The following is a 17,426-nucleotide window of genomic DNA, read 5'->3' on the forward strand; positions in this document are numbered from 1 at the left end:
AAGCCGACCATGCAAATCACTGGCTTTCAATCGATTTGCGATTCCAATTCATCGCTGCGGCCCAGTCTCGGCGCCAGCTTCCAGTTGATCGTGTCGATAAAACCTGAAACCTTGGAAAAAAATTCGCATTGGAGGACGCCTGATGAAGACCCGCGCCGCTGTCGCTGTCGCCGCCGGAAAGCCGCTGGAGATCATGGAGGTCGACCTCGACGGTCCGCGCGAAGGCGAGGTTCTGGTCGAGATCAAGGCGACCGGCATCTGCCACACCGACGAGTTCACCTTGTCGGGCGCCGATCCCGAAGGGCTGTTCCCGGCCATTCTCGGCCATGAGGGCGCCGGTGTCGTGGTCGATGTCGGCAAGGGTGTCACCTCGGTCAAGAAGGGCGACCATGTCATCCCGCTCTATACGCCGGAATGCCGGCAGTGCCCGTCCTGCTTGTCGAGAAAGACCAATCTGTGCACGGCGATCCGCGCCACGCAGGGGCAAGGCTTGATGCCGGACGGCTCGTCGCGCTTCTCGATCGGCAAGGACAAGATCTTTCACTATATGGGCTGCTCGACCTTCTCCAACTTCACCGTTCTGCCCGAGATCGCGCTGGCCAAGGTTAACCCGGACGCCCCCTTCGACAAGATCTGCTACATCGGCTGCGGCGTCACCACCGGCATCGGCGCCGTCATCAACACCGCCAAGGTTGAGCAAGGCGCGACCGCTGTCGTCTTCGGCCTCGGCGGCATCGGCCTCAACGTCATCCAGGGCCTGAAGCTCGCCGGTGCCGACATGATCATCGGCGTCGACCTCAACAACGACAAGAAGGCCTGGGGCGAGCGGTTCGGCATGACGCATTTCGTCAATCCGAAGGAGATCGACGGCGACATCGTCCCTCACCTCGTCAACATGACCAAGCGCGGCGCCGACCAGATCGGCGGCGCCGACTACACGTTCGACTGCACCGGCAACACCAAGGTGATGCGCCAGGCGCTGGAAGCCTCGCACCGCGGTTGGGGCAAGTCGGTCGTCATCGGCGTCGCCGGCGCCGGCCAGGAGATCTCGACGCGTCCGTTCCAGCTGGTCACCGGTCGCACCTGGATGGGCACCGCCTTCGGCGGCGCGCGCGGCCGCACCGACGTGCCGCGGATCGTCGACTGGTACATGGACGGCAAGATCCAGATCGATCCGATGATCACCCATTTGCTGAAGCTGGAAGACATCAACAAGGGGTTCGACCTCATGCATGAGGGCAAGTCGATCCGTAGCGTCGTGGTTTACTGAAGCAAGCCACACGCCGCCGACCGACCGGCCTGCGACCTCTGTGGTTCAAAACTGGGAGGAGAAAAGAATGGCGGAAAAACTGCATCCGAGAATCGACAATGGCCTGCCCAAGGAGAGCGCGAGCTTTGCCGGCGGCACGCTGGTCTGCGCCTGCACCAGCAAGCCGGTCAAGGTGAAGGTCAAGGGGCAGATCGCCCACAACCATGCCTGCGGCTGCACCAAATGCTGGAAGCCGGAAGGTGCTATATTCTCGGTGGTTGCCGTTGCCGGCACCGGCGACGTCACTGTCACCGAGAACGGCGACAAGCTGAAAGTGGTCGACGCTAGCGCGCTGATCCAGCGCCATGCCTGCACCGGCTGCGGCGTCCACATGCACGGACCGGTCGAGCGCGACCATGCGTTCAAAGGCCTGACCTTCATCCACCCCGAGCGCTTCGTCGAGGATGGTTGGTCGCCACCGGGCTTCACCGCCTTCGTCTCGTCGATCATCGAATCCGGCGTCGATCCAAAGCGGATGGACGGCATCCGGGCGCAGCTAAGGACGATCGGGCTGGAGCCCTATGACTGCCTCAACCCCGGCCTGATGGACTATATCGCCACCTGGACGGCGAAGAAGTCCGGCGCCTTGCCGGCCTGAACCCTGTAAGATTTCAGGCAGGGGCCGGACATGTTTCCGGCCCCTGTCCGTTTCGGAGAGATTATGCCCGCCCCCACCATTTACGTCGATGCCGACGCCTGCCCGGTCAAGGCCGAGGTCGAAAAGGTCGCCGAGCGCCTCGGCGTCGTCGTCACCTACGTCTCCAATGGCGGCTTGCGGCCATCGCGCGATCCGATGATCCGCAATGTCGTGGTCTCCAAGGGCGCCGACGCCGCCGACGACTGGATTGTCGAGAACGCCAAATCCAACGATGTCGTGGTGACTGCCGATATTCCGCTTGCCGCTCGAGCGGTGGCGCTCGGCGCGCATGTGCTTGGGCCCACCGGGAGGCCGTTCACGCCCGAAACGATCGGCATGGCGGTGGCCATGCGCGACCTCAAGCAGCATTTACGCGAGACCGGTGAAAGCAAGGGCTACAATGCCTCCTTCGCACCGCAGGACCGTTCGCGGTTCCTTGGTGAACTCGACCGCATCTTGCGGCGCGCGCTGAAATCCGCCACACCCGGCTAGAAACCGAGCGCCATCCAGGGTGGAGACCGCCATGGCCGCCGAAACCCCGATCCCGAGACCCGTGCAGCGCCATATGCTGTTCGCGATGTCGGCGTGTTTCGGGGCGCTCGCGTTCCTCGTGGCGTTGCTGCTGCATGCCCCGCTCGCCTACTCGATCGGCGCCAATGCCTTTTTCGCCGCCTACGTCATTCTTGTCGTCAGCCAGATGCCCAAATTCACCGGAAAATATCTGAGCAAGAACGCGCGCGCCACCGATCAGCCGGTGCTGGTCATCTTCGCGGTGACGCTCGTCGTCGTTATCGTCGCCGTTGTCTCATTGTTCCTGCTTATCAATCAAAAGAACAGAGGCAATTCCGTCGAACTCGGTTTCGCGCTGCTGTCGATCCCGCTTGGCTGGTTCACCATCCATGCCATGGCCGCACTTCATTATGCGCATGTCTACTGGATGGACGGCGATGCGGTGGACGCTGAAACCAAGAAGAAAATCCCGGTCGGCGGATTGCTGTTCCCAGGCGACAAGCGCCCGGAAGGTTGGGATTTCCTCTATTTCTCGGCAGTCATCGGCATGACGGCGCAAACCGCCGACACCAACATCTCGACCACGCATATGCGCTGTGTCGTCCTCGTCCACTCGATCCTGTCGTTTTTCTTCAACACGGTCATCGTCGCCGCGGCCGTCAATCTCGCCGTCAGCCTGGGTGGTCCGTAATAAATCCGTGATCGGGTGAAACATCGGTTTGGATCGCGACGTATCAGGAGGACAATGAACGCGCAGGCCACGCCGTGAGGCCGGGAGACGAAACAAGATGCAATCCGTTGCCAGAAGCCAATCCGCCACCGGACCGGACGCTCCCGTGTCGAGCGACAGCACGCTGATCTACCGGCAGTCGCGCTGGACGCGGCTGACGCACTGGATCTGGGCCATTTCGCTGTTCTTCATGCTGCTTTCCGGGCTGCAGATATTCAACGCCCGGCCACAGCTCTATATCGGCAAGCAATCCGGCTTCGGCTACAACAACACCATCTTCGAAATCGGCGCCGTGAACACCGATGCCGGGCCGCGCGGGTTCACCGAAATCTTCGGGCACCGCTTCGACACGACGGGCGTGCTCGGCTGGTCGGGTCCGCCAGGCAACGAGACGGCGCGCGGCTTCCCGTCCTGGGCGACCATTCCGTCCTATTATGACCTCGGCACCGCCCGCGTCGTGCATTTCTTCTTCGCCTGGATCCTGACGACGACCTTGATCGTCTGGCTGGTCGCCAGCCTGGTCAACGGCCATATCAGGCGCGATCTCGCCCCACGCCTGGACGACCTCAAGCGGCTGCCGCGCGACATCGTCGACCACGCCAGGCTGAAATTCCATCACACACGCGAATACAACACGCTGCAGAAAATGGCCTATGGCGGCGTGCTGTTCGTGCTGTTGCCGCTGATGATCATCACCGGCCTTGCCATGTCTCCCAGCATGAATTCGGTGCTGCCCTTCCTCAACGAAGTGCTCGGCGGCCGGCAGACGGCGCGCACCATCCATTTCACCGTCATGCTGCTGCTGGTCGGCTTCTTCATCATCCACATCCTGATGATCCTGGCCGCCGGCCCGATCAACGAATTGCGCTCGATCATCACCGGCTGGTACCGCACCGACCCTCCCGCGCATGACGACAAGACGACCGAGAGGAGTGCCTGACATGGCGAAGTTTGAGATCAGCCCCAATTTTCAGATCAGTCGAAGGAAATTCCTGACCGCCGCCAGCCTTGGCGCCTCCGGCATCATGCTGTCGGGCTGCGATGCCTTCGACAGCCAGTTGAGCATCGGCAGCGGCCTGCGCAGCTTCCTCGAAAACGCCAATGGCCTGACATATCGCGCCCAACGCCTGCTTGCCGGCCGTGACGCGCTGGCACCGGAATTCACCGAGGCCGACATCCGCCAGCCGCAGCGGCCGAACGGCGTTACCGCGCCTGACGATGACACCTATAAGGGCCTGCTCGCCAACAATTTCGCCGACTGGCGGCTGGAAGTCTCAGGCCTCGTCGAAAAGCCGCTGTCGCTCAGCCGCGAGCAGCTTCAGAACATGCCGAGCCGCACCCAGATCACCCGCCACGACTGCGTCGAGGGTTGGAGCTGCATCGCCAAATGGACCGGCACGCCGCTGTCGCTGGTGCTCGACCAGGCGGTGGTCAAGCCGCAGGCGCGTTACGTCATGTTCCACTGCCTCGACACGATCGACCGCAGCCTGTCCGGCGACATCAAATATTATGGCACGATCGACCTGATCGACGCCCGCCACCCGCAGACGATCCTCGCCTATGGCCTGAACGGCAAACCGCTCCCGGTCGAAAACGGCGCTCCGCTGCGTGTCCGCGTCGAGCGCCAGCTCGGCTACAAGATGCCGAAGTACCTCTACAAGATCGAGTTGGTCGACGGCTTCGCCAATGTCGGCGGCGGCCGCGGCGGCTATTGGGAAGACAATGGCTACGACTGGTACGGCGGGATTTGATGACCAGGGAATTAGCACACCGAGATCAGTGGCTTAAACCGCAGTATCTCAAGCCACTTTGTCGAGCAGCGGCCTCAGCGCCGGATGGATCTCCGGCGAAGCATGCTTGATCAGCGTCAGCAGCGCACGCTCATTTTCGTATAAAGGGCGGTTCGTCCCGATGTGCTCGATCAGCCATTTGGCTTCGCCGGCGTCGATCGTCTCGGCGCGGCGGGCCAGGGCCTCGGCCGCCCTGTTCTTGGCCTCCCATTCGGCCTCGATGTCATCGGGGGACCGGTAGGCCTCGATGATCCCGGCAAGCCCGCCGGACACCATGCGGCTGAAAAAGCCGCCAATTTCCGGCTCGGCATGTTCGAGGAAGCTTTCCTGGCGCAGCGCCACGTCGCGGGTCGGCGCTTCATAGCCGGCCGAACACATGACGAAATTGGCGATTGCCTTGACGAACAGGTCGTTCCAGGACGGATCGTTCTTGGCCTGGGCGGTCTGTTCGTTGATCCTGAACAGCACCTCGGCCTCGCCGCGGGTGATGGCGATGTTGCCGTCGCCGCCATGGGCGTAGAGGATGCGGCGCAGCAGTTCGACTTCCGCCTTGGCAATCAGTCCGGGCACCAGCGCGCCGCCCAGCATCAGTGGCCCCTTGCCGTCGATGACGGCATGGGCGACCTGCTCCAGCGCATAGACGCAAAGCTTGCTCGGCGAGGATCTCGCCTTTTCCAGCACATGGACCAGCAATTCGAGTTCGGTACGGCTGTCGACCATGCCGTCGCGCGAGATGGTGCGGACCAGCCAGTCGGCATTGTCCTGGGAGATATAGCCGGACGGCTTTTCCTGATGGACGATGTAGTCGGTCACCGCCTCGACGAAGAACGGTGCCCACTCCGCGCATTTGTCCTGGGCCGTCTGGTCGAGAGCGAACAGCGCCTCGGCCTCGCCTCGGGTCACCACGCCATCGGCGAACACGTCGCGGCGCAGCATCAGCACGTCCTCCGCGGCAATGCGATTCTTCGAGGTCAGCCCAGCCACCGGCGCGCTCATGATCAATTCGCCCATTGTCGTCCCCGTCCGCCCCAAAGTGTTACATCGGCCTGCTATATCAGGAGTGTCTTGAAAAACCGGCAAACGGCGTGGTTAGCGAAGACTTGTCGGCCAATGCATGTCGCCCAAAAGTGTGCAGCGGTTTTGGGAGAACGACATGGATCAAAACAAAGAGCTAAAGCGCATCGCCTGAATCCATTTCAGCGCGACGCGCTTTAGATGTCGCTGGGAGGTGACAAGGTGTCGCCGACGGGCTATGGATGGCGCGTCGAGGGCTCGGGATTCGAGTCCTACCTGTTTGCGGGAGAGAGCAGCGAGAGCTGCCGCCGAAGGGGAAATCGCCCGAAATCTCTCAGGCAAAAGAACCGTAGACGGGAAAGACACTCTGGAAAGTCGGGGCTTGCCCCCGCGCCGAAGGTGTAAGCGCCGCTGACAGAGTTCCGGTTGCGCGAGTCTCTCAGGCTTCAGACAGAGGGGCACGGACTGGTCGCCATTCGCGGCCGCTTGCGTGCGACTCTGGAGACGACATGACGGGCGACGACTCAAAACACCTTCCTCTAGAAGATATCCACACAGCCGCCGGCGCGCGCTTCGGCGCCTTTGCCGGTTGGTCGATGCCGCTGACCTATCCGGCCGGCGTCATGAAGGAGCATCTGCACACCCGCGAGCATGTCGGTCTCTTCGATATCTCGCACATGAAACTGTTCGAGGTCAGCGGGCCGCAGGCGGTTGCACTGCTCAACCGCGCTTGCCCCTTGGATGCCGGCGCGCTCGAAATCTCGCAGTCGAAACTGTCCTTCTTCCTCAATGAGGCCGGCGGCATTCTCGACGACCTGATCGTCACCCGGCTCGGCGATACCAGGTTCATGGTGGTCGCCAATGCCGGCAACGCCGTCGCCGACGAAAAGCATCTGCGTGAGCTGGCCACGAATTTTGATGTGAAGGTCGAGCCGCTCGACCGCGTCTTCCTCGCTATCCAGGGCCCGGAAGCATGGGCGGCTCTTTCCCGCGCCGGCATCGAGACCGGCTCGCTGCTGTTCATGCATGGCGTCGAACCGCGGAAAGACTGGTTCATGAGCCGGTCTGGCTACACTGGCGAGGACGGTTTCGAGATCGGGCTGCCGGAGGCCGACGCGCGCGATCTCGTCGCGAAGCTACTCGAAGATGAGCGTGTGCTGTGGATCGGCCTTGCCGCGCGCGACAGCCTGCGGCTTGAGGCTGGGCTTTGCCTGCATGGCCAGGACATCACGCCGGAGACCGACCCGGCCGCTGCCGCGCTGATGTGGGCAATCCCCAGGGATATCCGCGCTTCCGGGGCGTTCATAGGCGCCGACGCCTTGCGCGCCGCCGTGGAACGCGGCCCAGCGCAAAAGCGCGTCGGGTTGAAGCCGGAAGGCCGCCAGCCGGTGCGCGCCGGCGTTGCTCTGTTCGACGCCGACGGCAATCCCGCCGGCCATGTCACATCGGGCGGCTTTGGCCCCTCGGCCGGCCATCCGGTCGCCATGGGCTATGTCGCCGCATCGCTGGCAAAGCCCGGCACACGGGTGTTCGCCGAGGTACGCGGCACGAAGATCCCCGTCGATATCAGTTCCCTGCCCTTCACCCCTCATCGCTACCGCAAAGGATGAACCTCATGGCAAAGACCTATTTCACATCAGATCACGAATGGCTCCGCGTTGAGGGCGGCATCGCCACCGTCGGCATCACCGACTACGCGCAGGAGCAGCTCGGCGACCTCGTCTTCGTCGAACTGCCGGAAACGGGCAAGAAGCTGACCAAGGGCGACACCGCCGTCGTGGTCGAATCCGTCAAGGCGGCTTCCGACGTTTACGCGCCGGTCGACGGCGAGATCACCGAGGCCAACGGCACGCTGTCTTCCGACCCGTCGCTGGTCAACTCGGCGGCAACCGGCGCCGGCTGGCTGTGGAAGATGAGGCTTGCCGACGAAAGCCAGCTCGCCGGCCTCATGGATGAGGCCGCCTACAAAGCCCATATCGCCTGAAATCAGGACTAGAGATGATGACCACAGCACTTACCCCCTTCTCGGCCCGTCATATCGGTCCTGGCGTGAACGATGTCAGAGCCATGCTTGCGGTGATCGGCGTTCCCTCCGTCGAGACGCTGATCAGCCAGGCCGTACCGCAGTCGATTCGCCTCGACCTGCCGCTGACCTTGCCCGCGCCGGCCAGCGAAGCCGAAGCACTGGCCGAATTGTCGGCCATCATGGCGAAGAACACGGTGCTGAAGAGCTTCATCGGCGCCGGCTATCACGGCGTCCACGTGCCGCCGGTCATCCAGCGCAATCTGTTCGAGAATCCGGCCTGGTACACGGCCTACACGCCCTATCAGGCCGAGATCAGCCAGGGCCGTCTGGAAATGCTGTTCAACTTCCAGACCTTGGTCACCGAATTGACCGGGCTGCCGGTGGCATCCGCCTCGCTGCTCGATGAGGCCACCGCTGTCGCCGAAGCGGTCGGCATTGCGCTGCGCCACCACCGCGACAAGCGCACCAAGGTGGCGTTCGCCGGCACGCCGCACCCGCAGACGCTGGATGTGGTGCGCACCCGTGCCGAACCGCTCGGCATCGAGATTGACGGCGAGACGATCGACGACAACACCGCTGCCCTGCTCGTCTCCTGGCCCGACACCCTTGGCGTCTATGGCGACCACAAGGCCGCGATCGACAAGGCCCGCGCCGCTGGCGCGCTGGTCGTCTTCATCGCCGATCCACTCGGCCTGACGCTGACCGATGCGCCGGCGAAACTCGGCGCCGACATCGCCGTCGGGCCGATGCAGCGCTTTGGCGTGCCGATGGGCTTTGGCGGCCCGCACGCCGCCTATTGCGCCGTTTCCGACAGGCTGACCCGGCTGATGCCCGGCCGCCTCGTCGGCCAGTCGACCGACAGCAAGGGCCGGCCCGGCTACCGCCTGGCCTTGCAGACGCGAGAACAGCATATCCGCCGCGACAAGGCGACCTCCAACATCTGCACCGCGCAGGCGCTGCTCGCCAACATGGCAACGGCCTATGCCATCTGGCACGGCCCGGCCGGGCTGCAGGCGATTGCCGGGCGCATCCACGCGCTGGCCAACCGCCTGGCGAGCGGCCTCAAGGCGGCGGGCGTTTCGGTGCTCGGCGCCAGCCGCTTCGACACGGTGACGGTGGAGGCGAAAGGCAAGGCCGCGGAGATCGCCGAAGCCGCCGAAAAGACCGGCCGGTTGCTGCGCGTCCTCGACGCCGACCATGTCGGCATCGCCTTCGACGAGACCTCGACCGATGCGGATCTCGATGCAATCGCTTCCCTGTTCGGTGCCAAGGCTGCCCCCTCGGCCGACAGCACCGTCCCTGGCAAGCCGCGCGGAAAAGAGTTTCTGACCCAGCCCGTCTTCAACGAGAACAAGTCGGAAACCGACATGATGCGCCTGCTGCGCCGGTTGGCCGACAAGGATCTGGCGCTCGACCGCTCCATGATCCCGCTCGGATCCTGCACCATGAAGCTTAACGCGGCGGCCGAAATGATGCCGGTGAGCTGGCCAAGCATCGCCGATCTGCATCCCTTCGCGCCGGCCAGCCATTCGGCCGGCTATCGCGCCATGATCGGCGAACTGGAAGGCTGGCTGTCCGAAATCACCGGCTTCGACGCGGTCAGCCTGCAGCCCAATGCCGGCAGCCAGGGCGAATATGCCGGCCTGCTCGCCATCCGCGCCTATCACCGCTCGCGCGGCGAAGGGCATCGCACGGTCTGCCTGATCCCCTCCTCCGCGCATGGCACCAATCCGGCAAGCGCGGCGATGGCCGGCATGAGCGTTGTTGTCGTGCGCTGCCTGGAGGACGGTAACATCGACATGGACGATATGCGGGCCAAAGCCAACGAGCATTCCAAGAATCTCGCCGCGCTGATGTTCACCTATCCCTCGACACATGGCGTCTACGAAGAAGGCGCCCGCCATCTCTGCGCCCTGATCCATGAGCATGGCGGCCAGGTCTATTTCGACGGCGCCAACCTCAACGCGCTGGTCGCGCTCGCCCGACCCGCCGATATCGGCGCCGATGTCTGCCATATGAACCTGCACAAGACCTTCTGCATTCCGCATGGCGGCGGTGGCCCCGGCGTCGGCCCGATCGGCGTCAAGGCACATCTGAAGCCTTATCTGCCGGGCCATGTCACAGAAGGCTCGGCGCATGCCGTGTCTGCGGCACCGTTCGGCAGCGCTTCCATCCTGCCGATCACCTGGATGTATATCCGCATGATGGGCGCCGCTGGACTGAAGCAGGCAACGGAGACCGCCATCATCTCGGCCAACTACGTGGCGACACGGCTCGCGCCGCACTTCCCGCTGCTCTACAAGGGCCGGCACGATCGCATCGCGCATGAATGCATCCTCGACACCCGCGTGCTCAAGGAGAGCGCAGGCATCAGCGTCGACGATATCGCCAAGCGCCTCATCGACTATGGCTTCCACGCGCCGACCATGTCGTTTCCGGTCGCCGGCACGTTGATGGTCGAGCCGACGGAATCCGAGCCGAAGCGCGAACTCGACCGCTTCTGCGAGGCGATGATCGCCATTGCCGGCGAAGCCGCGAAAGTCGCCAGGGGTGACTGGCCCTTGGCCGACAACCCGCTGGTCAACGCGCCGCACACCGCCGCCGAGACACTGGCCGGCCAGTGGACCCATCCCTACTCGCGCCTGGAAGCGGCCTATCCCGCGGGCGACGCCGATACGGCGGCCAAGTACTGGCCGCCGGTGTCGCGCATCGACAATGTCGCCGGCGACCGCAATCTGGTCTGCTCCTGCCCGCCTTTGTCGGATTATCTGGGAGCAGCCGAATAGCAGCCTCTCGGCCTACGCAGAGCGCAAGGCCGGCTTGACCGGTTCGGCCTTGCCCATTCTTTTGCGGCTGACAACGCAGTTTCGGCCGGCGCGCTTGGCCGCATAGAGCGCGGCGTCCGCCTCGGCCAGGACCTCGTCGAGGCTGCTGCCGTCAGCGCCGCCAAAGCCGATGCCGCCGCTGACCGTGCTGCGCAATGGGCCGAGCGGGGTAGGAACGATCTCGGTGCCGAAGGCGACGCCGATCTTGCTGGCGAGATCATGGGCGCGCTCTTCCGTCATCCGCGACATGACGATGGCGAACTCCTCGCCGCCCAGGCGAAAGGCGTCGACGCCGGTCCTGGCATATTTCCGGATGACGGCGGCGAAGCGGCACAGCACCTGGTCCCCGACCGGGTGACCGTAGATGTCGTTCGTCCTCTTGAAGTGATCGAGATCGAACATGACGACCGCCATGAACGGACCGAAGGGCCGCTCGCCGTGGAGGGACATCAACCCACGACGGTTCATCAGCCCGGTCAATGGATCGGTCATCGTCTCGGCCTTCAGTTCGATCTGCGCCTGCAAATGGTGCAGCGAGAGCGTCAGGGCGCCCAGACCCGTCATGCAGGCCACCGCCACGACGGAATTCAGACGTTCGGCCCAGTTGTCAGGCGCCGCCCCGAGCGCCCATTGCCCCTTCGCCATCAGAACCACGCCGCAAAGGGCAAACGACACCGCGCAGGTGCCACTCAGGAACGAAACCACCAGCAGGATCCGGCGGTCGTGGCTGCCATTAACCCAGAACATGGCCCCGATCGTCGACAGCAGCACGGTCACCGTCGCGTAGGTGACGATGAAGCCGACACCGTCAAGGCCGAGGAAGGTAAAGGCGGCGCAGACTGCCATGGCGGCAAGCGTCGGCACGATCACTCGTCTATGATCCGGTACGCCGAGATACTGCATGGCCGAAAGGCAGATAATCAGGAAGCCCAGGCTGAGCAGCGCCAGCGCGATCTGGCAAAGCAGCGGATCGGGCTCCTTGGTGTAACGCCAGAACAGGATCACATGCGCGACAAGCACGAGGATGCCGCACGCCACCGTCAGCACGAAACGCGCCCGCGGCGCGGTGAGCCAGATGGCAAACATGGTGACGGCCAGGCATGTGCCCGACAGCGCGGCCGCGAGCAGGAGCGAACTGAAATCCAGCATATCGGGCGGGGGCCTCTCCAGCGTCGGCGGTTACGCCGCATTCTAGGTCACCGGCAGCCCTCGAACATGGCTTTCAGCAGGTCTTTCGACCCAAGCTGCGTTTAGGGTTTACAAAGCGTCGACAGTGCCTGTCCGGAAATCGGCCCCTTGGCCAGCGCGAGGATCAAACGCGCATCAGCCCTTGTTCAGCAAGGCGAGATTGGCGTTGACGACCGTCGGGTCGGCCATGCCGGCCTTCGCCTCGAGCAGCAGAGCCCTGGCCTTCTTCTTGTTGCCGCGCAGCAGTTGCGAATAGCCCATATTGTTGACGATCTGCGGCTTGCGGCCGGCGACCTTCAAGAGCTGGCCATAGGCGCGGTCGGCGAAGTCGAAGCGGCCGAGCTCGTCATAGGAGGCGGCCAGCCCCATCCAGGCCTCCGCATTGTCGGCCTTCAGCTCGACGGCCTTGCGGAAATGCTGTTCGGCGAGACCATAATTGGCGTCGCGAAACTGCGCCTTGCCCTGTGCCAGGTCGGATGTGTCGACATCCTTCGCCTTCGGCTGGATCGCGGTCGTCTTGGTCGTGTCGACGTTGTTGTTCGTCGTACACCCGGTGATCATCAGGACGGCCGCCATCATGGCCGCCGCCGCAAATTGTGTCTGACGCATGCCCTGCCCCGTCGCCCGATTTGCCGGGTCGTTCTTCAGGTAAAGACATTAGAGCAAAGCGATTAAGCTTCGGTGCCGAAATGCAGCTAAGATTTGGTTTCCGCAATACCGGCCATTAACCACTAGGTCCCAACGCCTCAAGCGGACGCGGGGGCGGTCTCACGGCGGGTCCATTGCCTTGAGTGCGGCCGGAACCGGGTAGCGGCTGCCGTCATAGCGCAGCTGGTAGGTCCGGCTCACCGATTTGCCGGGGTGGGACTGGCACTCGCCATCCTTGTCGGGGAGCGGCTCGTCGGTATCCTGCCGTTCGACCGCGATGATGTCATGGTAGCCGCGATGGATCGTCGGGCTCATCGCCAGGCTGACCTGGCTGGAATGAAAGGATCCCGCGCAACTGGTGTCGCCTTCGCCGCCATGGCCGGCCACGGCAAGCCCGTCGAGCACCGCTTGCAGCGCATTTCCGGCGATGGCGTAGAGCCGCAGGTCGGTTTCGTTGAAAGGATTGGGCTGTGAATGATTGGCCATGTCGATGCGCAGGCCGAAGGCGGTGACGCCGGGCGCCAGCCCATAGCGCGCGGTATCGAATTCGATGCCTCGGATGGCGACGGCATCGTCATTCATCAACTTGGGCTGGAGCAGGCGCTGGCGTACCTGCAAGGTCTTCCTGTCGACGACGAGAAGCTCGATGTCGCCAACATGCTGGCCGTCGACAGATTGGGCGCTGTCGATCAGCGGCACCGCGACCAGCAGAAGATCATTATGGGCAGGCCAGACCTTGCAGACCAGGCCAGGCATACCGTCCTGCGGGACCGCAAGCGTGATGCTGGTATGCGGTTCGAGCGTGAACGAGCGGCCGTCGGCGCTTTTTTGAACCTTGGGATAAGCCTGCCGCAACAGCGCGGCAGCATCGCCGCAATCGTCGGCCGCGGCCAAAGCGGGCCACAGGCTGGCTGCGGCAAGAGCGGCGGCACACAACAATATTCGCATGGGATTCTCACGTCGCGGGCCGCGTTCAGGCAGGACAATGGTTGTCCGTCACCGCTCCGGATTTGTCGACTCTCATTTGCTGATTTTGCAGATGCCGACGGTTTTTGAACCGCCAGTTCCTTGCCGATCTTCGACAGCGGCGCCTGCTACTTCTGTTTTAGCCGACGCAGCGCCTCCGGGAAGCGGCGCGAGAGGGGCGCCTCGCAGCCGCCGGGGAGATCCAGGTGCATGTCACCCGAGCCGGCGGGGCGAAGGCCTGTTACGCGCGCCCTGTTGACCAACCAAGATCGATGCGTGCGTTCGAAGCCGGATGGGACCAGTCGTTCCGCATAGGAGGTAAGCGTCCCGCGAACGAGCAGCCGCCGTCCGTCTTCCAGGAGCACTTCCACATAGTTGCCGGCGGCGCGTAGAGCCAATACCGCTCGCAGAGGGACGCGTATCGTACGCGCCCCAATGTCGATATCGAAAACGGGTTCACTCTCGAACCGCGGGGCGGCTTCGCGCCTGACGTTCTCTGCGCGCGAGCGGAAGGCGGCCAGGCAAGCCGCGATGATCAGGTAAGTCAGCAAATCCTTCCGATATTCATAGAGCCAATCGCCGAGCTCAAATTGATAGTGGGCACCCATCACGCCATAGATGACCTTTCTGAGCGCCACCATGCCCAGCACATGTTGCGCCGAGAAGCAGAGACTGGCCAAGGCGTGAACCAATGCCACGCCGCCCCAGTGCATCCGCCCTGGACTTGCGAGCCGCAGAGCCGACGCGATGATCCACACCGCGGCCAAAGCCGACACGCCGCTCGACGCCTCGGCTACGCTCGGGATCCACAGTGCGACGCCGGGGCCGTGACGGAGCGAATTGTGCACGATGGTGAACACATTGGACAGATCGATCGCCGCTACGCCGGCCGCAATCATCCCAAATGATGCAGCATCCAGCGCAAATGGAGCGCCTTTTGTCACGTTGAGAATGCTATTCGGCCCAGCACTCATTGTTTCATCCCTGTTCTCGCGCCGGCGGTCCCGCGATCCTTGTCCGCCAGAACGGTTCAATCATACTGCGCCTTCTCCCTCCGGGGAAATACCCGCGATAAGACCAAACGGCTTGACCGATCGTAGCGGCAAGGTGCGAGACAGATGCAGAAGAGGTACATCCCTCGAATTGGGCGGGGCGTTATGGCCGTGCTCGCCACAGTCGTGGCCGTGCACGCCTTGCGATACTACGCCACATTGGACAACGTTTGGTTCGGCATCGATCCGGGCATCAAGGCAGTGATACTGCACGTGCCGCTGCAAGCGTTGATTCACATGCTCATAGCCCCTGCCGCCTTGATGCTGGGACCATTCCAATTCTACCCGCAGCTACGTGCGCGCCATCCGACGCTGCATCGTTGGTCCGGCCGAGTTTACGTCCTGGCGTGCGTTATAAGTGGAGCGGGAGCACTGGCCACGTCACCATTTGCTTCGGGCGGCTGGGTCGCCGGTCTCGGCTTCGGGATTCTCGCGGTATTATGGATCGGCACGACGGTGGCCGCCTGGATTTCGGCCGTATGGGCAGCGTTTGAGTGGCATCGGCTGCTTATGCGGTTCAGCTACGCGTTGACTTTCGCAGCCGTTGTCCTTCGCCTGCAGATTCCGATCGGTTACGCGTTGGGATACAGCAGCTATTCGAGCATGTCTCCGGTTCTGGCATTCACGTCGTGGATACCCAATATCTTGATAGTCGCCCTGTATTCGGCGTTAGAATCTCGGCGGCGTCTTCGGTTGTTCAACGAAGCTCCCGAAGCAAAAACATGAATTACGGTGGCAGTGCATCTTAACCCGTCGCTTGGGAGTAGGCACTATTCCAGGCAGCCACTTGGGCACATCCTAATGGCTACCCGTCATTTTGACGATGATCGGAATGATCGCGATCATCAGCACCACCGGCAGGATGCATACCGTCACCGGTATCGACATCTTGGCCGGCAAGGCATGTGCCTTTTCCTCGGCCAGCGACATGCGCTTGTGGCGCATTTCGTCGGAGAAGACGCGCAACGCGCCTGACAGGCTGGTGCCGAGTTCCTTCGACTGCTGCAGCAGCGTGGCGAAGGAGCGAACTTCGTCCAGGCTGAGGCGGTCGGCGAGTGCCTTCAGCGCATCGTCGAGGCTGCGCCCTGCCCTCAGTTCCAGCGACACAAGCTGCAAATTCTGGCTGAGCGCGGGATAGGTCTTTGCGAGTTCCTTCGAGACGCGCTCGATACCGGCTTCCATGCTCATGCCGGCATCCGAACAGACGATCATCAGATCCATGAAGTCGGGAAAGCCGTTGCGGTATTCGCGCATCTTTTCCCGCACCTGCTGGGTCAGCACCAGGCCGGGCAGGAAATAGCCGGCCACGCCCGACAGGATGACGAACGCCCAGCGGCTGGTCATCGTCGCTTCGGCACTGGCCAGCCACTGGTTGAGGACAAAGGCGCCTATCGCGCCGCCGACCAGCGCCGAAAAGCGAATGATGAAGAACGTGCCGACGGCGCGCGGCTCCATATAGCCGGCCTGGATCAGCTTCATGCGCAACCGGGCGACATTTTCCGGATCGCTCTTGGCGTAGAATTCCTGCGCCCGCTTCACCGCCCTTTCGCGCACGACATTGGCGTTCTTCTTCTGCGGCGGCTCGGGCTTCGCGGCCATGGCGCCATGGTCGACCTTGAGCCGGCGCTTCACGTCGTTGCGGTCGCCCTTCGCCGCCACCATCGGCCAGGCGACCGCGACGCTGCCCAGGACCAAAAGCAGGATCGCCACCGGCATCAGGGAGGTCGGTGCGAGCGAGGCGAGGAATTCGATGAAGCCCTGCATGTCAGAACCTGAAATTCGACATTTTGAACATCATCAGATTGCCCAGCATCAGCCAGGTCACCGACCCGCCGATCAGGTACCAGGTCTTCGGCTCGTCCCAGACATCGCGGTAGAAGCCCGGCATCAGCGCCATGATGGCGGCAAACAGCAGCGCCGGTATCGCCGTCAGGATGTAGGCCGACATGCGGCCTTCGGTCGAGATGGCGCGCACCTTGCGGCGCAGCTTGCCGCGCTCGCGGATCGTCAATGCAAGGCCGTCGAGGATCTCGCGCAAATTGCCGCCCGAACTGGACTGGATGGAGACGGCGGTGATGAACAGCGGCAGATCCTCATGGCCGACCCTGTCGAACAGCGAATTCAACGCCGAGACCAGGTCGGAGCCATAGGTCACCTCATCGGCGATGACGCCGAACTCGGTGCCGATCGGATCGGGCATTTCGCGCGACACCATGGCGATTGCCACCGGCACGGGGTGACCGGCCTTGAGGCCGCGCGTGATCAGCTCCAGCGCCTCGGGTAGCTGCATGCCGAAGCGCTTGAGCCGGCGCTTGCGCTTGGAGCGCATCACCATCACCGGCACCAGCGGCATCAGCACTACGAACAGGAGAAGCCCCATCAGCAGCGGCAAGCCATGCCATATGGCGACCAGGGTCATGGCCATCGCCACGCCGGAGGTGATCATCAGGAATTTCGACAGCGGCATGATCATGCCCGACTGCGTGCGCAGCGCGCGGAACCGGTCCGGCGAGAACAACGAGGTGCCCGCGTCGAGGCCGCGCTCCTTGCGCAGTTGGATCAGCACCTGCTCCTGGCTGATCTTGCTTTCCTGCAGCTTCATGCGTCGGTTGATGGCGGTGCGCTTGTCGCTGCGGCCGGCATAGAGGAGATAGCAGGCCTCGGCGATCATGATGCCGGTAAGTGCTGCTCCGGCATAGACGACATAGATTGCGCTCAGCCCGTCGAACAC

Annotated in this window: 17 protein-coding genes and 1 riboswitch; of the genes, 10 read left to right on the forward strand and 7 right to left on the reverse strand. The window is 63.2% G+C overall.

Annotation, left to right across the window (positions count from 1 at the left end; translation table 11 throughout):
- Positions 1-142 precede the first annotated feature (142 nt).
- From MAFF_RS04615 to MAFF_RS04640, 6 genes are all read left to right on the forward strand, one after another.
- Positions 143-1,270 (forward strand): S-(hydroxymethyl)glutathione dehydrogenase/class III alcohol dehydrogenase, encoded by a 1,128-nt coding sequence (locus MAFF_RS04615; protein ID WP_010909722.1) that lies wholly within the window; start codon positions 143-145, stop codon positions 1,268-1,270.
- 67 nt (positions 1,271-1,337) lie between these two features.
- Complete coding sequence (gene gfa / locus MAFF_RS04620; protein ID WP_032930445.1) at positions 1,338-1,907, forward strand: S-(hydroxymethyl)glutathione synthase; 570 nt, start codon at positions 1,338-1,340, stop codon at positions 1,905-1,907.
- Between the two features lie 63 nt (positions 1,908-1,970).
- Positions 1,971-2,438, forward strand: coding sequence for a YaiI/YqxD family protein (locus MAFF_RS04625; protein ID WP_032930446.1), 468 nt, complete (start codon positions 1,971-1,973; stop codon positions 2,436-2,438).
- A 31-nt stretch (positions 2,439-2,469) separates the two neighbouring features.
- A complete protein-coding gene (locus MAFF_RS04630) occupies positions 2,470-3,147 on the forward strand; it encodes a DUF1345 domain-containing protein (protein ID WP_044547718.1) in 678 nt (225 codons plus the stop codon).
- 97 nt (positions 3,148-3,244) lie between these two features.
- A complete protein-coding gene (locus MAFF_RS04635) occupies positions 3,245-4,126 on the forward strand; it encodes a cytochrome b/b6 domain-containing protein (protein WP_010909726.1) in 882 nt (293 codons plus the stop codon).
- A 1-nt stretch (position 4,127) separates the two neighbouring features.
- Positions 4,128-4,937, forward strand: coding sequence for a molybdopterin-binding protein (locus MAFF_RS04640; protein ID WP_038647059.1), 810 nt, complete (start codon positions 4,128-4,130; stop codon positions 4,935-4,937).
- A 48-nt stretch (positions 4,938-4,985) separates the two neighbouring features.
- Here MAFF_RS04640 and MAFF_RS04645 read toward each other — a convergent pair whose 3' ends face one another.
- Positions 4,986-5,987 carry a hypothetical protein gene (locus tag MAFF_RS04645; RefSeq protein ID WP_010909728.1) on the reverse strand — a complete coding sequence of 334 codons (1,002 nt, stop codon included), beginning with the start codon at positions 5,985-5,987 and terminating at the stop codon, positions 4,986-4,988.
- 276 nt (positions 5,988-6,263) lie between these two features.
- Positions 6,264-6,350, forward strand: a riboswitch (glycine riboswitch).
- Between the two features lie 149 nt (positions 6,351-6,499).
- On the opposite strand from MAFF_RS04645, the gene gcvT reads away from it, so the two are divergent.
- The 3 genes from gcvT to gcvP are packed head-to-tail and all read left to right on the forward strand — an operon-like array spanning position 6,500 to position 10,802.
- Positions 6,500-7,600 (forward strand): glycine cleavage system aminomethyltransferase GcvT, encoded by a 1,101-nt coding sequence (gcvT, locus tag MAFF_RS04650; protein WP_010909729.1) that lies wholly within the window; start codon positions 6,500-6,502, stop codon positions 7,598-7,600.
- A 5-nt stretch (positions 7,601-7,605) separates the two neighbouring features.
- Complete coding sequence (gene gcvH / locus MAFF_RS04655; RefSeq protein ID WP_044550512.1) at positions 7,606-7,974, forward strand: glycine cleavage system protein GcvH; 369 nt, start codon at positions 7,606-7,608, stop codon at positions 7,972-7,974.
- Between the two features lie 14 nt (positions 7,975-7,988).
- Positions 7,989-10,802: an aminomethyl-transferring glycine dehydrogenase gene (gene gcvP, locus MAFF_RS04660; protein WP_010909731.1), complete on the forward strand. Its 2,814-nt coding sequence runs from the start codon at positions 7,989-7,991 to the stop codon at positions 10,800-10,802.
- A 12-nt stretch (positions 10,803-10,814) separates the two neighbouring features.
- Here gcvP and MAFF_RS04665 read toward each other — a convergent pair whose 3' ends face one another.
- From MAFF_RS04665 to MAFF_RS04680, 4 genes are all read right to left on the reverse strand, one after another.
- Positions 10,815-11,990 (reverse strand): GGDEF domain-containing protein, encoded by a 1,176-nt coding sequence (locus MAFF_RS04665; RefSeq protein ID WP_010909732.1) that lies wholly within the window; start codon positions 11,988-11,990, stop codon positions 10,815-10,817.
- Positions 11,991-12,164: 174 nt separating this feature from the next.
- Positions 12,165-12,638 (reverse strand): tetratricopeptide repeat protein, encoded by a 474-nt coding sequence (locus MAFF_RS04670; RefSeq protein WP_010909733.1) that lies wholly within the window; start codon positions 12,636-12,638, stop codon positions 12,165-12,167.
- Between the two features lie 159 nt (positions 12,639-12,797).
- Positions 12,798-13,625 (reverse strand): hypothetical protein, encoded by an 828-nt coding sequence (locus MAFF_RS04675; RefSeq protein ID WP_010909734.1) that lies wholly within the window; start codon positions 13,623-13,625, stop codon positions 12,798-12,800.
- A 146-nt stretch (positions 13,626-13,771) separates the two neighbouring features.
- Positions 13,772-14,617, reverse strand: coding sequence for a LytTR family DNA-binding domain-containing protein (locus MAFF_RS04680; RefSeq protein WP_010909735.1), 846 nt, complete (start codon positions 14,615-14,617; stop codon positions 13,772-13,774).
- Between the two features lie 183 nt (positions 14,618-14,800).
- Between MAFF_RS04680 and MAFF_RS04685 the strand changes: the two genes are divergently transcribed.
- Positions 14,801-15,421 carry a DUF2306 domain-containing protein gene (locus MAFF_RS04685; RefSeq protein WP_157865906.1) on the forward strand — a complete coding sequence of 207 codons (621 nt, stop codon included), beginning with the start codon at positions 14,801-14,803 and terminating at the stop codon, positions 15,419-15,421.
- Between the two features lie 72 nt (positions 15,422-15,493).
- Here the strand turns inward: MAFF_RS04685 and MAFF_RS04690 are convergent, their stop codons facing one another.
- On the reverse strand, positions 15,494-16,459 hold the full coding sequence (locus tag MAFF_RS04690) for a type II secretion system F family protein (RefSeq protein ID WP_044547724.1): 966 nt from the start codon (positions 16,457-16,459) through the stop codon (positions 15,494-15,496).
- 1 nt (position 16,460) lies between these two features.
- Positions 16,461-17,426 carry a type II secretion system F family protein gene (locus MAFF_RS04695; RefSeq protein WP_044547725.1) on the reverse strand — a complete coding sequence of 322 codons (966 nt, stop codon included), beginning with the start codon at positions 17,424-17,426 and terminating at the stop codon, positions 16,461-16,463.

This window comes from Mesorhizobium japonicum MAFF 303099 (assembly GCF_000009625.1).
GTDB lineage: Bacteria > Pseudomonadota > Alphaproteobacteria > Rhizobiales > Rhizobiaceae > Mesorhizobium > Mesorhizobium japonicum.

Excerpts from the sequence above, each read along its gene's own strand:
- MAFF_RS04640 (WP_038647059.1), top strand. The coding sequence starts at position 4,128 with ATGGCGAAGTTTGAGATCAGCCCCAATTTTCAGATCAGTCGAAGGAAA.
- MAFF_RS04635 (WP_010909726.1), top strand. The coding sequence starts at position 3,245 with ATGCAATCCGTTGCCAGAAGCCAATCCGCCACCGGACCGGACGCTCCC.
- MAFF_RS04665 (WP_010909732.1), bottom strand. The coding sequence starts at position 11,990 with ATGCTGGATTTCAGTTCGCTCCTGCTCGCGGCCGCGCTGTCGGGCACA.
- gcvT (WP_010909729.1), top strand. The coding sequence starts at position 6,500 with ATGACGGGCGACGACTCAAAACACCTTCCTCTAGAAGATATCCACACA.
- MAFF_RS04630 (WP_044547718.1), top strand. The coding sequence starts at position 2,470 with ATGGCCGCCGAAACCCCGATCCCGAGACCCGTGCAGCGCCATATGCTG.
- MAFF_RS04625 (WP_032930446.1), top strand. The coding sequence starts at position 1,971 with ATGCCCGCCCCCACCATTTACGTCGATGCCGACGCCTGCCCGGTCAAG.
- MAFF_RS04680 (WP_010909735.1), bottom strand. The coding sequence starts at position 14,617 with ATGAGTGCTGGGCCGAATAGCATTCTCAACGTGACAAAAGGCGCTCCA.
- gcvP (WP_010909731.1), top strand. The coding sequence starts at position 7,989 with ATGATGACCACAGCACTTACCCCCTTCTCGGCCCGTCATATCGGTCCT.
- MAFF_RS04645 (WP_010909728.1), bottom strand. The coding sequence starts at position 5,987 with ATGGGCGAATTGATCATGAGCGCGCCGGTGGCTGGGCTGACCTCGAAG.
- MAFF_RS04690 (WP_044547724.1), bottom strand. The coding sequence starts at position 16,459 with ATGCAGGGCTTCATCGAATTCCTCGCCTCGCTCGCACCGACCTCCCTG.
- MAFF_RS04685 (WP_157865906.1), top strand. The coding sequence starts at position 14,801 with ATGGCCGTGCTCGCCACAGTCGTGGCCGTGCACGCCTTGCGATACTAC.
- gcvH (WP_044550512.1), top strand. The coding sequence starts at position 7,606 with ATGGCAAAGACCTATTTCACATCAGATCACGAATGGCTCCGCGTTGAG.
- MAFF_RS04675 (WP_010909734.1), bottom strand. The coding sequence starts at position 13,625 with ATGCGAATATTGTTGTGTGCCGCCGCTCTTGCCGCAGCCAGCCTGTGG.
- MAFF_RS04670 (WP_010909733.1), bottom strand. The coding sequence starts at position 12,638 with ATGCGTCAGACACAATTTGCGGCGGCGGCCATGATGGCGGCCGTCCTG.
- MAFF_RS04615 (WP_010909722.1), top strand. The coding sequence starts at position 143 with ATGAAGACCCGCGCCGCTGTCGCTGTCGCCGCCGGAAAGCCGCTGGAG.
- gfa (WP_032930445.1), top strand. The coding sequence starts at position 1,338 with ATGGCGGAAAAACTGCATCCGAGAATCGACAATGGCCTGCCCAAGGAG.